18 protein-coding genes are annotated in these 13,438 nt (G+C 69.1%); 15 read left to right on the forward strand and 3 right to left on the reverse strand.

Annotated features, from left to right (window positions below):
• Positions 1-126 precede the first annotated feature (126 nt).
• The 10 genes from J2Y70_RS06990 to truD all read left to right on the forward strand — a co-directional run bounded on the left by J2Y70_RS06990 (position 127) and on the right by truD (position 8,090).
• Positions 127-381 carry a hypothetical protein gene (locus tag J2Y70_RS06990; protein ID WP_185826391.1) on the forward strand — a complete coding sequence of 85 codons (255 nt, stop codon included), beginning with the start codon at positions 127-129 and terminating at the stop codon, positions 379-381.
• Positions 382-519: 138 nt separating this feature from the next.
• Complete coding sequence (locus J2Y70_RS06995; protein WP_309915141.1) at positions 520-2,184, forward strand: CTP synthase; 1,665 nt, start codon at positions 520-522, stop codon at positions 2,182-2,184.
• Between the two features lie 172 nt (positions 2,185-2,356).
• Complete coding sequence (gene kdsA / locus J2Y70_RS07000; RefSeq protein ID WP_309915144.1) at positions 2,357-3,187, forward strand: 3-deoxy-8-phosphooctulonate synthase; 831 nt, start codon at positions 2,357-2,359, stop codon at positions 3,185-3,187.
• Between the two features lie 71 nt (positions 3,188-3,258).
• Positions 3,259-3,546, forward strand: a complete 288-nt coding sequence (locus tag J2Y70_RS07005) for a hypothetical protein (protein ID WP_309915147.1) — start codon at positions 3,259-3,261, stop codon at positions 3,544-3,546.
• Between the two features lie 125 nt (positions 3,547-3,671).
• A complete protein-coding gene (gene eno / locus J2Y70_RS07010) occupies positions 3,672-4,964 on the forward strand; it encodes a phosphopyruvate hydratase (protein WP_263398075.1) in 1,293 nt (430 codons plus the stop codon).
• A gap of 3 nt (positions 4,965-4,967) precedes the next feature.
• Positions 4,968-5,321, forward strand: coding sequence for a cell division protein FtsB (gene ftsB, locus J2Y70_RS07015; protein WP_309915152.1), 354 nt, complete (start codon positions 4,968-4,970; stop codon positions 5,319-5,321).
• Positions 5,318-6,016 (forward strand): 2-C-methyl-D-erythritol 4-phosphate cytidylyltransferase, encoded by a 699-nt coding sequence (ispD, locus tag J2Y70_RS07020; protein WP_309916224.1) that lies wholly within the window; start codon positions 5,318-5,320, stop codon positions 6,014-6,016. Before ftsB ends, ispD begins: the two co-directional genes overlap by 4 nt.
• Positions 6,016-6,486 (forward strand): hypothetical protein, encoded by a 471-nt coding sequence (locus J2Y70_RS07025; RefSeq protein ID WP_309915155.1) that lies wholly within the window; start codon positions 6,016-6,018, stop codon positions 6,484-6,486. Before ispD ends, J2Y70_RS07025 begins: the two co-directional genes overlap by 1 nt.
• Positions 6,487-6,528: 42 nt before the next feature.
• Complete coding sequence (gene ispF, locus J2Y70_RS07030; RefSeq protein ID WP_309915159.1) at positions 6,529-7,029, forward strand: 2-C-methyl-D-erythritol 2,4-cyclodiphosphate synthase; 501 nt, start codon at positions 6,529-6,531, stop codon at positions 7,027-7,029.
• Positions 7,026-8,090, forward strand: a complete 1,065-nt coding sequence (truD, locus tag J2Y70_RS07035; RefSeq protein WP_309915162.1) for a tRNA pseudouridine(13) synthase TruD — start codon at positions 7,026-7,028, stop codon at positions 8,088-8,090. Before ispF ends, truD begins: the two co-directional genes overlap by 4 nt.
• Positions 8,091-8,362: 272 nt before the next feature.
• Here the strand turns inward: truD and J2Y70_RS07040 are convergent, their stop codons facing one another.
• Positions 8,363-8,896: a Smr/MutS family protein gene (locus J2Y70_RS07040; protein WP_309915166.1), complete on the reverse strand. Its 534-nt coding sequence runs from the start codon at positions 8,894-8,896 to the stop codon at positions 8,363-8,365.
• A gap of 96 nt (positions 8,897-8,992) precedes the next feature.
• On the opposite strand from J2Y70_RS07040, the gene surE reads away from it, so the two are divergent.
• The 4 genes from surE (at position 8,993) to J2Y70_RS07060 (ending at position 11,916) form a co-directional block, all read left to right on the forward strand.
• Complete coding sequence (gene surE, locus J2Y70_RS07045) at positions 8,993-9,772, forward strand: 5'/3'-nucleotidase SurE (protein WP_309915168.1); 780 nt, start codon at positions 8,993-8,995, stop codon at positions 9,770-9,772.
• Positions 9,769-10,446 carry a protein-L-isoaspartate(D-aspartate) O-methyltransferase gene (locus tag J2Y70_RS07050; protein ID WP_309915171.1) on the forward strand — a complete coding sequence of 226 codons (678 nt, stop codon included), beginning with the start codon at positions 9,769-9,771 and terminating at the stop codon, positions 10,444-10,446. The genes surE and J2Y70_RS07050 overlap by 4 nt, the downstream gene beginning before the upstream one ends.
• Positions 10,447-10,510: 64 nt before the next feature.
• Positions 10,511-11,125, forward strand: a complete 615-nt coding sequence (locus J2Y70_RS07055) for a YqaA family protein (RefSeq protein ID WP_309915174.1) — start codon at positions 10,511-10,513, stop codon at positions 11,123-11,125.
• Positions 11,104-11,916 (forward strand): peptidoglycan DD-metalloendopeptidase family protein, encoded by an 813-nt coding sequence (locus J2Y70_RS07060; protein WP_309915177.1) that lies wholly within the window; start codon positions 11,104-11,106, stop codon positions 11,914-11,916. Before J2Y70_RS07055 ends, J2Y70_RS07060 begins: the two co-directional genes overlap by 22 nt.
• Positions 11,917-12,022: 106 nt before the next feature.
• Here J2Y70_RS07060 and J2Y70_RS07065 read toward each other — a convergent pair whose 3' ends face one another.
• Together J2Y70_RS07065 and yhbY are read right to left on the reverse strand one after the other, a co-directional pair.
• A complete protein-coding gene (locus J2Y70_RS07065; RefSeq protein ID WP_263398085.1) occupies positions 12,023-12,397 on the reverse strand; it encodes an Mth938-like domain-containing protein in 375 nt (124 codons plus the stop codon).
• Between the two features lie 20 nt (positions 12,398-12,417).
• Entirely contained in the window at positions 12,418-12,723 is a 306-nt protein-coding gene (gene yhbY / locus J2Y70_RS07070; protein ID WP_003471333.1) for a ribosome assembly RNA-binding protein YhbY, read from the reverse strand.
• A 66-nt stretch (positions 12,724-12,789) separates the two neighbouring features.
• Between yhbY and rlmE the strand changes: the two genes are divergently transcribed.
• Positions 12,790-13,422: a 23S rRNA (uridine(2552)-2'-O)-methyltransferase RlmE gene (gene rlmE / locus J2Y70_RS07075; protein ID WP_263398438.1), complete on the forward strand. Its 633-nt coding sequence runs from the start codon at positions 12,790-12,792 to the stop codon at positions 13,420-13,422.
• Positions 13,423-13,438 lie beyond the last annotated feature (16 nt).

The raw sequence follows: 13,438 nt of genomic DNA on the forward strand, positions 1-13,438 counted from the left end.
GTCTGCGGCGGTTTTTTGCACGTCGCCGGTGTTCAGGGCCGGTGCCGTGGCGATGGGCTAGCCTGGCTCTGGAAAAACCGCGGCGGCATCCCCATTGTCGTTGCAGCCTCACCCAAGGAGTACGCCATGAACGTTCGCAAGCTGTTGACCCTGGCCGCGCTGGTCGCCGCCGCGGTGGCCATCCCGGTGGCGATGGCCCAGGCGCAGAGCCCCGATCCGGCCACCTCCGGCGCTGCCGCCTACGAGGCGCAGGTCGCGAAGGAAAAGGCCGAAGCCGACGCCAAGGCCAAGCGCCGCGCCGCCGCAGCGGCCGAGCACAAGGCCGGCAAGGACGCGGCCGCGCCGAAGAAAGAGGAAGAAGAGGAAGCGCGCAAGCCCTGATCGCGCGCCCTGTTTTGCCTTGCGACGCCCCGGTTGCCGCCGGGGCGTTTTTCTTTATGTGCGGTCGATTCGTCCGAAAGCGCTTGGGCAAATCGGCTTCACCCGTTAAACTATGGCTTTCCGGGAGGCCTTAGAGCCATGACCCCCCTGATCTTCGTTACCGGCGGCGTAGTGTCCTCGCTTGGCAAGGGCATCGCGGCCGCTTCGCTTGCGTCCATCCTCGAAGCACGTGGCCTGTCGGTCACGATGATGAAGCTGGACCCCTACATCAACGTCGACCCGGGCACGATGAGCCCGTTCCAGCACGGCGAGGTGTATGTCACCGACGACGGCGCCGAAACCGACCTGGACCTGGGCCACTACGAGCGCTTCGTGCGCACCCGCCTGTCGCGCAAGAATTCGGTCACCACCGGCCGCATCTACGAGAACGTGATCCGCAAGGAGCGCCGCGGCGACTATCTCGGCGCCACCGTGCAGGTGATCCCGCACATCACCGACGAGATCCGCCGCTGCGTCGACGAAGCCACCGCCGGTTTCGACGTGGCCCTGGTGGAGATCGGCGGCACCGTCGGCGACATCGAATCGCTTCCGTTCCTGGAGGCGATCCGCCAGGTGCGCACCGAGCGCGGTGCGGAACGGGCGATGTTCATGCATCTCACCCTGGTGCCGTACATCGCCGCCGCCGGCGAACTGAAGACCAAGCCGACCCAGCATTCGGTCAAGGAACTGCGCTCGATCGGCATCCAGCCCGACGTGCTGCTGTGCCGCTCGGAGAAGGCGATCCCGGATTCGGAGCGGCGCAAGATCGCGCTGTTCACCAACGTCTCCGAGCGCGCGGTGATCAGCGCCGCCGACATCGACGTGCTCTACGGCATGCCGCTGGAACTGCACCGCCAGGGCCTGGACGAGATCGTCATCGACCAGTTCAAGCTGCGCGACAAGGTCGGCCCGGCCAACCTGTCCGAATGGGAAGCGGTGGTCGACGCGACCAAGCATCCGCTCGACGAGGTCACCATCGCCGTGGTCGGCAAGTACGTCGACCACCAGGACGCGTACAAGTCGGTCGGCGAGGCGCTCAAGCATGGCGGCCTGCGCCAGCGCACCAAGGTCACCTTGAAATGGCTGGAGGCGCAGGAGCTGGAAGGCAGCGACCTGTCGGCGCTGGCCGACGTGGACGGTATCCTGGTCCCCGGCGGCTTCGGCGACCGCGGTTTCGAAGGCAAGGTGTTGACTTCGCGCTATGCGCGCGAGCACGGCGTGCCGTACTTCGGCATCTGCTACGGCATGCAGGCCGCGGTGGTCGACTACGCGCGCCATGTCGCCGGCCTGGACGGCGCTAACAGCACCGAGAACGACCGCCAGTCGCCGTACCCGGTCATCGGCCTGATCACCGAATGGCGCACCGCCACCGGCGACGTCGAGAAGCGCGACGAGAAGTCCGACCTCGGCGGCACCATGCGCCTGGGCCTGCAGGAACAGCGGCTCAAGCCGGGCACGCTGGCGCGCGAGCTCTACGCCAAGGACGTGGTGTCCGAGCGCCATCGCCACCGCTACGAGTTCAACAACCGCTACCGCACGCAGTTGGAGGACGCCGGCCTGGTGGTCTCGGCCAAGTCGATGGACGACACGCTGGTGGAGATGGTCGAGCTGCCGCGCGAGACCCACCCGTGGTTCCTGGCCTGCCAGGCGCACCCGGAGTTCCTGTCCACCCCGCGCGATGGCCACCCGCTGTTCATCGGCTTTGTGCGCGCGGCGCGCGAGAAGAAGGCCGGCGGCAAGTTGCTTAAGGAAGCGCGGGCGTAATTCCTTCTCCCATCGGGAGAAGGTGGCGCGAAGCGCCGGATGAGGGTCCGGGCGAAGCCTCGCGTACCCAAATTCCACGAGGCTTCGCCCGTACCCTCACCCCAACCTCTCTCTCCCACGGGACTTCCTTCGGTCGCCGCCGGGAGAGGGGCTCAAATCAATAGGTGACCTGATGAAACTGTGTGACTTCGAAGTCGGCCTTGACCAGCCGCTGTTCCTGATCGCCGGCCCGTGCGTGATCGAGTCGATGCAGCTGCAGTTGGACGTGGCCGGCAAGCTCAAGGAGATCACCGGCAGGCTGGGGATCAACTTCATCTTCAAGTCGAGCTTCGACAAGGCCAACCGCACCTCCGGCACCAGCTTCCGCGGCCCCGGCCTGGAAGAAGGGCTGAAGGTGCTGGAAGCGGTGAAGAAGCAGATCGGCGTGCCGGTGCTGACCGACGTGCACGAGTACACGCCGATGCACGAAGTGGCGGCGGTGGTCGACGTGCTGCAGACGCCGGCCTTCCTGGTGCGCCAGACCGACTTCATCAGGAACGTCTGCGCCGCCGGCAAGCCGGTCAACATCAAGAAGGGCCAGTTCCTCGCGCCGTGGGACATGAAGCCGGTGGTGGACAAGGCCAAGTCGACCGGCAACGAGCAGATCATGGTCTGCGAACGCGGCGCCAGCTTCGGCTACAACAACCTGGTCAGCGACATGCGCTCGCTCAGCGTGATGCGCGACACCGGTTGCCCGGTGGTGTTCGACGCCACCCATTCGGTGCAGTTGCCGGGCGGGCAGGGCAGCAGCTCCGGCGGCCAGCGCGAATTCGTGCCGGTGCTGGCGCGTGCCGCAGTGGCGGTGGGCATCTCCGGCCTGTTCGCCGAGACCCATCCGGACCCGTCCAAGGCCCTGTCCGACGGCCCCAACGCCTGGCCGCTGGACCGTATGGAAGAGCTGCTCGAAACGCTGATGGAACTGGACACGGTAACCAAGAAGCACGGGTTCGCGCGCTTCGCATGACGTCCGACCCGTGGGCGCTGGCGGCGTCGCGCCGGCAGCGCTGGCACTGGCGCCATTGGCCCTGGGGCTGGATGGCGTTGGCCCTGTCGATCGGTGCCTGGGCCTGTCTGGCCGTCATGGCGTTCCTGGTCGCCGCCAGCATCGGCATGCCGGGCGACGGCAGCCATGCAATGCAGGCCACGCGGATCCCGATGCTGGTCACGCTGGTGGTGGGCGCGCTGCTGACCGTGGCGTGCCTCATCGCCAGCCCGGCGGCGTTCTGGCTACGTCGCCAACCTGCCGCAGCGGCCATCGCGCTCGCGCTGCTGCTGGTGTTGGCGCTTTTGTTTGGCGTGTCGCTGCTGGGCTTGAGGGCCTAGCGGCGCACTGGCCGGCCTGTCGCGCGTCTCAGCCCCGTGCGATTTGGCAATGGGGCGGTGTGCGGCGATAATCCGGCAGCTTGTTTCCGGTGTACTTTCCCCCTTACTGGTAACCGATCGGACCTATGACCACTATCGCCAAGATCCACGCCCGCGAGATCCTCGATTCCCGCGGCAATCCCACGCTCGAAGCGGAAGTCACGCTGGCCGACGGTTCGCTGGGCCGCGCCGCGGTGCCGTCGGGTGCGTCCACCGGTACCAAGGAAGCGGTCGAGCTGCGCGACGGCGACAAGACCCGTTACCTGGGCAAGGGCGTGCGCAAGGCGGTGGAGAACGTCAACACCACCATCGCCAACGCGCTGCAGGGCTTCGACGCGGCCGACCAGCAGGGCTTGGACCGGCGCCTGATCGATCTCGACGGCACCGAGAACAAGGGCCGCCTGGGCGCCAACGCGCTGCTCGGCGTCTCGCTGGCCAACGCGCACGCGGTGGCGGCTTCGCGCAAGCAGGCGCTGTGGCAGTACCTGGCCGGCGCCAACACCGCCAACGTGGCACTGCCGGTGCCGATGATGAACATCATCAACGGCGGCGCGCATGCCGACAACAACGTCGATTTCCAGGAATTCATGGTGCTGCCGGTCGGCGCCGCTTCGTTCTCCGAGGCGCTGCGCGCCGGTACCGAGATCTTCCACGCGCTCAAGGCGGTGCTGAAGGGCCATGGCCTGTCCACTGCGGTCGGCGACGAAGGCGGCTTCGCGCCGGACTTCCGCAGCAACGTGGAAGCGCTGGATACCATCCTCGAGGCGATCGGCAAGGCCGGCTACACCGCAGGCGAAGACGTGCTGCTGGGCCTGGACGTGGCTTCCAGCGAGTTCTACGACAACGGCAAGTATCACCTGGTGGGCGAGGGCAAGCGCCTGACCAGCGAGCAGTTCGTCGACTTCCTCGCCGACTGGGCCGCGCAGTACCCGATCGTCAGCATCGAGGACGGCCTGGCCGAGGACGACTGGGCCGGCTGGAAGCTGCTGACCGACCGCCTCGGCAGCAAGGTACAGCTGGTCGGCGACGACCTGTTCGTGACCAACCCGAAGATCTTCAGGCAGGGCATCGAGTCCGGCACCGCCAACGCGATCCTGATCAAGGTCAACCAGATCGGCACCCTGACCGAGACCCTGGAAGCGATCGCGATGGCCGACAAGGCCGGCTACGCGGCGATCGTCTCGCACCGGTCCGGCGAGACCGAGGACACCACCATCGCCGACATCGCCGTGGCCACCACCGCCACCCAGATCAAGACCGGCTCGCTGTGCCGCAGCGACCGCGTGGCCAAGTACAACCAGCTGCTGCGGATCGAGGAAGCGCTGGGCAGCGGCGCGCGCTACGCGGGGCGCGACGCATTCGTCTCGCTCAAGCGGTAAGCCGTGCGCAACTGGCGCTGGCTGCTGCTGGTGCTGGCGGGACTGCTGGCGTGGCTGCAGTACCGTTTCTGGTTCGGTCCGGGCAATTCCGGCGAGGTCCTGGTGCTCGAAAGCCAGGTCGAGCACCAGAAGCGCGATAACGAAGGCCTGCAGCAACGCAATGCCGCACTCGCCGCCGAGGTCAAGGACCTCAAGGACGGCGAGGCGGCGATCGAGGAGCGCGCGCGTAGCGAACTGGGCATGATCAAACCGGGCGAAAAGTTCTACCGCGTGGTCGAGGATGCGCCGGTGTCGACCGCGCCGGCCGCCGACGGCGCGCCGGCGCAGGCGCCGGCTGCGCCGAGCGAACAACCCTGATGGCCACGGTCTGGGCCGTGGTGCCGGCCGCCGGTCGCGGCACCCGCTTCGGCAGTCCCGTGCCCAAACAGTATCTGCAGGCCGGCGGGCAGCCGTTGATCGCGTATGCGCTGCAGGCCTTGCTGGCGCATCCGGCGGTGGCCGGGGCGATGGTCGCGTTGGGTGCCGACGATGCCGACTGGCCGGGCTGGACCGACGTGGCCGGCAAGCCGGTGCTGACCTGCGTCGGCGGCAGCAGTCGCGCCGGTTCGGTGCTGGCCGCGCTGGAGGCCTTGCCGGAGACGGTCAAGGCGGATGATTTCGTGCTGGTGCACGACGCGGCGCGGCCGAACCTGGCGCTGGCCGACCTGGACCGGCTGCTGGAAACCGGGCGCGGCGATCCGGTCGGCGCGATCCTGGCCGCACCGGTGCGCGACACGCTCAAACGTGCCGGCGACGATGGCGGCATCGACGCCACCGAGCCGCGCGAGCGGCTGTGGCGCGCGCTGACCCCGCAGCTGTTCCGGCGCCTGCAGCTGACCCGGGCGCTGGAACAGGCCGCGGCGGCCGGGGTCGAGGTCACCGACGATGCGATGGCGATGGAGTTGCTGGGCCTGCGGCCGCTGCTGGTCGAGGGCGCCGAAGACAATTTCAAGGTCACCACCCCGGCGGATCTGGCGCGCTTCGAGTTCGCGTTGTTCCAGCGGAACGGGTGATGAGGTTCGAAGCGTCCGTCGCCCATGCGTGGCTGCAGCTGGCCGAATGCGACGCGATCGTGCGCGACCCGCTGGACATCGCGCGCGAGGCGCAGGCCAACCTGTGGGCGTTCTCGCCGCGCGAGGACCAGAACGCAGGCATCGACACGGAGACGGTGACGCGCTTCGTGGAGGCGGTCGCCGCCAGCCGGCATGCCGCATTGATCGACGCCGCGGCACCGGCGATGACCTTTTACTGCTGGCACGACCGCCAGGTGCGGCAGTTGCGTTTCAGCCTGGTCTCGTCTTCGCATGGACGCCTGCCGTTCGCGCGCGCGCCCAGAGCGGTGGCGCTGCGCGATGTCGTCGCCAGCGTGGTGCACGACGACTGGCTCAACCCGGCCTGGGGCGCGCAGGACGATTCCGGTTCCGGGTCTGCGCCGCCCGCCGAATTTCAGGCATTCGTGCTCGCGTTGAACGGTCGCGCCTGATGGCGATGCGACCGGTCGCCGGCACTCACACATAGGATCGATATGGCCGACAACGCCGCGCTTCCCCCCTTCCGCATCGGCCAGGGCTACGACGTGCACGCCTTCGGCGAGGGCGACCACGTGATGCTCGGCGGCGTGCGCGTGGCGCACGAACGCGGCGTGCTCGCGCACAGCGACGGCGACGTGGTGATCCACGCGCTGTGCGACGCGCTGCTCGGCGCGCTGGCGCTGGGCGACATCGGCCAGCATTTCCCGCCGTCGGACGCGCGCTGGAAGGGCGCCGACAGCGCGCAGTTCCTGAGCCATTGCGAGCAGCTATTGCGCGAGCGCGGCTGGCAGCTCGGCAACGCCGACGTCACCGTGATCTGCGAGCGGCCCAAGGTCGGCCCGCATGCGCTGGCGATGCGCGAACGCCTGGCCGCGCTGCTGCAGGTCGGCGTCGACCGCATCAGCGTCAAGGCCACCACCAGCGAGAAGCTCGGCTTCACCGGCCGCGGCGAAGGCATCGCGGCGCAGGCGGCGGTGCTGCTGGTGGCGCTGTGAGCGACCTGCCGCGCGCATTCGGCGCCGCGCCGCTGCAGGCGCGCATGCGCAGCGTGGCCGAAGACTTTCAGGTCGACGAACTGCCCGCGTTCGAGCCCAGCGGCGAGGGCGAGCACCTGCTGCTGACCGTGCGCAAGCGCGGCATGAACACCGCCTTCGCCGCGCGCCGCCTGGCGCAATGGGCCGGCGTGGCGGACATGGCGATCGGCTACGCGGGTATGAAGGACCGCCACGCGGTCACCACCCAGCGCTTCTCGGTGCACCTGCCCAAGCGCGTGGCGCCGGCGCTGGAGGCGCTGCACAGCGAGGACCTGCAGGTGCTGCAGGCGCAGTGGCACAACCGCAAGCTGCCGCGCGGTGCGCTGGCCGGCAACGGCTTCGTGCTGGTGTTGCGCGAGGTGCGCGGCGAGCGCGACGCGATCGAGGCGCGGCTGGCGCAGATCGGCGCGCGCGGCATCCCCAACTGGTTCGGCGAGCAGCGCTTCGGCCGCGACGGCGGCAACGTCGGCGCCGCGCTGGCGATGTTCGACGGACGCAGGGTCCGACGTGAGCAGCGTTCGCTGCTGTTGTCGGCGGCGCGGTCGGAGCTGTTCAATCGCGTACTGGCCGCGCGCGTGGCGGCGGGCAACTGGGACGTCGCGCTCGACGGCGAGGTATGGCTGCTCGACGGCAGCCGCAGCGTGTTCGGTCCGGAGCCCTGGTCCGATGTACTGGCCGAACGGCTGCAGCGCTTCGACATCCATCCATCGGCGCCGCTGTGGGGCGCCGGCGAACTGCGCAGCGCCGATGCGGCGCGTGCGCTGGAGCTGGCGGCGTTGGGCGATGCGACTTCGACGCGTCTGCGCGAGGGCCTGGAGCGCGAAGGCCTGAAACAGGAGCGGCGAGCCACCCGGTTGCGCGCGGCCGAGCTGCAATGGCGTTGGCTGGACGCGGACGATGGCGCGCTGGAGCTGCGTTTCGCATTGCCGCCGGGCAGCTACGCCACCGCGGTGCTGCACGAGTTGGGCGAGATCGCCGACGCGGGGCAGGGCGCGCAGACCGAGCCGGCGGCGCAGGAATGAGCGGCGCGGCGCTAGGGCGTGCCATCGATTGCCGAGCAGGTCGCGTTGGGTCTGTCAGGTCGCCAGTCGGTGCTGCGTGGCGCAGCGCCTGACTGGCGGTCAGGTCAAGCCGCGCGGCGCCGGCTGGCGGCCTGACAGGCCCAACCCGCAGGGCCGCTCTTGCGCGCGCGGTGCCGTGTCATCGCTGTAACTCACTTTCTCCCTCTCCCTGCCCGCGCACGTATGCGCAAGAGTGGCGCGGGCCTGCTCGGGGATTGATGACACGCCCTAGGTCAGCGCCGCGCCAGCAGCACCAGCATCGCTCCGGTGCCGCCTTGCGTGGGCGGCGCCGAATGGAACGCCAGCACGTCGTTGCGCTGACGCAGCAGGCGGTCGACCAGATTCTTCAGCATCGGAATGCCGCCGGACTGCAGGCCCTTGCCGTGCACGATGCGCACGCAGCCGTACTCGTGCGCGTGCGCCTCGGCGATGAACTGGCGCAGCAGCGCCTCGGCCTGCGCCGCGTTGGCGCCGTGCAGGTCGAGTTCGTCCTGGGCCGAGAACTGGCCGCGGCGCAGGCGCTGGAACACCCGCGCCGGCACGTTCTCGCGGCGGTAACTGGCCACGTCGCCGGCCTCCAGCGGCGCGCTGTCGCGCAACAGGCGCTGGAACTCGCTCTGCGCCTCGGCGTCGTCGCGCTCGGCCATGCGCGCGCGCGGCTTCGGCCGCGGCTTGGCGTTGGCCGGCGGCGTCGCGTTGATCGGCGTGACCGCACCGATCGCCGCGCGGAACAGGGCGGCGGGATCTTCGTCTTCGGGCTGCGACATGCGCACAGCCTAACCTGCCGACGCCGTCACGCAAGCGCGCTGTCAGCGACCTGGCAGGATGCATCCGGTATCATGCCGGGGTTTCCGAGGAGCACCATGCGCGTACTGGTTTCTAACGACGACGGCGTCGACGCCCCCGGCATCAAGATGCTGGCCGAGCAACTGCGCGGCGCGGGCCACGAGGTGACCGTGGTCGCACCGGACCGCGATCGTTCCGGCGCGAGCAACTCGCTGACCCTGGACCTGCCGATCCGGATCAAGCGCATCGACCCGCACACCTGCAGCGTCGCCGGCACCCCGACCGACTGCGTGCACCTGGCGCTGACCGGCATGCTCGAGGACGAGCCGGACATGGTGGTGTCCGGGATCAACAACTCGGCCAATCTGGGCGACGATGTGATCTATTCGGGCACCGTGTCGGCGGCGATGGAAGGCCGCTTCCTCGGTCTGCCCGCGGTGGCGATGTCGCTGGTCACCCACAACCACGAGCCGAAGCACTTCCAGACCGCCGCGCGCGCCGCGGTGGAGATCGTGGCGCGGCTGAAGGCCGATCCGCTGCCGGCGGACACCATCCTCAACGTCAACGTGCCGGACCTGCCGTGGAGCGAGATCAAGGGCTTCGAGGTCACCCGGCTCGGCAACCGCCACCGCTCCGAACCGTGCCTGCCGCAGCCGGACCCGCGCGGCGGCACCGTGTACTGGATCGGCCCGGCCGGCCGCGAGCAGGACGCCGGCCCCGGCACCGATTTCCACGCGGTGCGCACCGGCTTCATCTCGATCACCCCGATCCAGGTCGACCTGACCCGCTACCAGGCGCTGGAGACGGTCGCCAGCTGGGTCGGCGGCCTCACCGCCGCGCTGGACAACCCGGCATGACCCCGCGGCTGCGCCTGCAACCGGAAGCGATCGGCATCGGCATGACCTCGCAGCGCGTGCGCGACCGCCTGGTCGAGCGCCTGCGCGAGGCCGGCATCGGCGACGAAGCCGTGCTCAACGCAGTGCGCACCGTGCCGCGGCACCTGTTCATCGACGAAGCGCTGGCCTCGCGCGCCTACGAGGACACCGCGCTGCCGATCGGCCATGGCCAGACCATCTCGCAGCCGTGGGTGGTGGCGCGGATGACCGAGACCGTGCTCGAGGTGGCGCCGAAGAAGGTGCTGGAAGTGGGCACCGGCTCCGGCTACCAGGCCGCGATCCTGGCCGCGCTGGGGCTGGAGGTCTATACCGTGGAGCGCATCGGCGACCTGCTGCGGCAGGCGCGCAAGCGCTTGCGCCAGCTCGGCATGAACGTGCGCAGCAAGCACGACGACGGCCGCATCGGCTGGGCCGAGCACGGCCCCTACGATGCGATCGTGGTCACCGCCGCGGCGCCGGCGCTGGTCGATGCGCTGGTCGCGCAGCTGGCGCCGGGCGGCTGCCTGGTCGCGCCGGTCGGCGGCCCTTCGTCGCAATCGTTGGTGCGCCTGCGCCGCGACGCCGACGGCCGGATCGAGCAAGACATCCTGGCGCCGGTGACCTTCGTCCCGCTGCTGTCGGGCATGCTGGATTGAATCATGCTGAATTGAATCAGCCTGAATTGAATCACCCCAGATTGAATCAGTGGAGTTGCGTTGGATGAAGATATTCGGGCCGTTGTACGAACGCGCCATCGGCTGGTCGCGGCATCGCCGCGCCCCGGCGTTCCTGACCGGGCTCAGCTTCGCCGAGGCGATCGTGTTCCCGGTGCCGCCAGAGGTGATGCTGGCGCCGATGTCGCTGGCGCAGCCGCGGCGTGCGCTGTGGTTCGCCACGCTGAGCCTGATGGGCTCGCTGGCCGGCGCGCTGGTCGGCTACATGCTCGGCCATTTCGCCTTCGCCGCGCTGCAGCCGCTGATCGAATGGCTGGGCTGGACGCAGAAGATCGATGCGCAGGTGAGCCAGCTGCGCGAAGTGGTCGCCGAATCGCCGTGGCGCGCCTTCTGGCTGCTGGTGCTGGCCGGTTTCACGCCGATCCCGCTGAAGATATTTACCTGGGCCTCAGGCATCGTGGGAATCCCGCTGCTACCGTTCCTGGCGAGCATGTTGGTCGGCCGCGGCAAGCGCGTGTATCTGGTGGCCGGCGCGATCCGCCTGGGCGGGCCGCGCGCGGAAGCCGCGCTGCGCCGCTGGATCGAACCGCTCGGTTGGGTCGCGATGGCGGTCCTGGCGCTGCTGGTGGTGTGGGTCCTATGGAGAGCGAAGTACGGATGAGCGTCGATCGGGTGGTGCGTAACGGCCTGCGTTGCAGCGTGTGGTTGCTGGTGGCAGCAGGATTGGGCGCATGCAGCAGCGCCACCGTGGTGCGCACGTCCGGGGCGCCCGGCAAGTCCGGCGCACCGGTGGCGCGTCCTTCGGTGCCCAAGCCCGGGGTCAGCGTCAGCGTGCGCCGCGGCGACACGCTGTACGCGATCGCCCGCGTCAACAACATCAGCCCGCAGGACCTGGCCGCCTGGAACCGCCTGCCGCCGCCGTACACGATCTACCCGGGGCAGTCGCTGAAGCTGTATCCCCCGGGCGCTGGTGGTGGCGCGGTCGTGGCGCGACCCGGTAGCACTGCAGTGGTGCCGCCGCCGAGTTCCGCGGGAACCGTCGCGCGGCCGCCGGTCGCGGCGCCGACCCCGGTCAGCAGCGGCTTCAACTGGCGCTGGCCGGCCGAAGGCGCGGTGGTCAGCCGCTTCGTCGTCGGCGAGACCACCAAGCAGGGCGTGGACATCGCCGGCAGCAGCGGCCAGGCGGTGCGCGCGGCCGCCGACGGCGTGGTGGTGTACTCGGGCGCCGGCCTGGTCGGCTACGGCGAACTGATCATCATCAAGCACAACGAGCAATGGCTGTCGGCCTACGGCCACAACCGCAAGCGCCTGGTCAACGAAGGCCAGAACGTGAAGGCCGGCGAGCAGATCGCCGAGATGGGCCGCAGCGGCGCCGCGCGCGACATGCTGCACTTCGAGATCCGCTACAACGGCAAACCGGTCGACCCGCTGTTGTATCTGCCCAGCAAGTAACCGGCACGTCGTTCGTTGGGCGGATCCCCGGCCCGGCGCAGCGCGCCGGTAGATTGAAATTGAAAGACCAGGCGCGCGCCCGCACAGCGGGCGGCCGCGGCCTTGCTCAGCCTTCGAGCAGGAACCCGACCGCCACGCGCCGGCCTTCGGCGGCCAGCACGTTGTAGGTGCGGGCGGCGGCGGCGTTGTTCATCACTTCGATGCCGATGCCGCGGGTCAGGAACAGCGCCAGCGCGGCGGCGGGCGGGAATACTTGGCGTTCGCCGGTACCCAGGATCACCAGCGCCGGGTTCAGTTCCAGCAGCGGCTGCAGTTGCTGCGGCTGCAGCTCGGCCGCGGCCGGCGCGTCCCAGTGCTCGACCAGAGTGTCCGGGGCGAGGATGAAGCTGCGGGTCAGCAAGCGGTCGTTCACCTTCGCCTGGCGGCCGTCGGCCATGCGCAGGGTGTAGGCGTAGTCGGGCAGGTCCTGGGTCAGCTGCATGATGTCACCGGGCAGTTGGATCAGCCGCGTGGCAGTACGATCTGGCGGTCTTCCTTGGCCGGGCGGTACAGGATCGCGGTGTGGCCGATGCGCTGCACCAGCACGCTGTGCGATTGCTCGACCAGGCTGGCGATGCTCGCGTCGCGGGCCTCGCGGTCGTCGCCGCCGACCTTCACCTTGACCAGTTCGTGGCGCTCCAGCACCTCGTCCAGTTCGGCCAGGAAGGCCGGTGTGACGCCCTTGCCACCGATCTGCAGCAGGGGTTTGAGGTCATGCGCCAGGCCGCGCAGGAAGCGGTTCTGGGACGGGGTCAGGCTGATCGACATGCAGGCGGGAACGGGGTTGCCAAGGGCGATCAGGGTATCATGGCCGTCCACCACGACCGCGATCCCATGGCAACCCGCAGCAAAAGCAGCCAACGCTGGCTCCGCGAACATTTCGCCGACCCCTTCGTGAAGAAGGCCCAGGCCGAAGGCATGCGTTCGCGTGCCGCCTACAAGCTGGAAGAGTTGCTGCAGCGCGACAAGCTGCTCAAGCCGGACATGCTGGTGGTCGATCTCGGCGCCGCGCCGGGCGGCTGGTCGCAGCAGGTGCGCAAGTCGCTGGGCGAGCGCGGCCGGGTGCTGGCGCTGGACATCCTGGAGATGCCGCCGCTGGCCGGCGTGGAGTTCCTTCACGGCGACTTCAGGGAGGAGGAGGTGCTATCGCAGTTCGAGGAAATGCTAGGCGGCAACCCGGTAGACCTTGTGCTGTCGGATATGGCCCCCAATAAAAGCGGCATGGATGCGGTGGACCAGCCGCGGATGATGCATCTGGCCGAATTGGCGATGGCGTTCGCCGATACCCACCTCAAACCGGGCGGGGCGTTCCTGATCAAGCTGTTCCAGGGCGTCGGGTCCGACGACTACATCCGCGAGATGCGCCGCCGTTACGAAAAGGTGTCCATCCGCAAACCGGCGGCGTCGCGCAAGCGTTCGCCGGAGGTCTATGCCCTCGGGCAGGGCAAGCGTGCCCAGATCAAGTAAGCTGAACCCGTCGCAT

It is taken from the genome of Xanthomonas sp. 1678, assembly GCF_031455575.1.
GTDB lineage: Bacteria > Pseudomonadota > Gammaproteobacteria > Xanthomonadales > Xanthomonadaceae > Xanthomonas_A.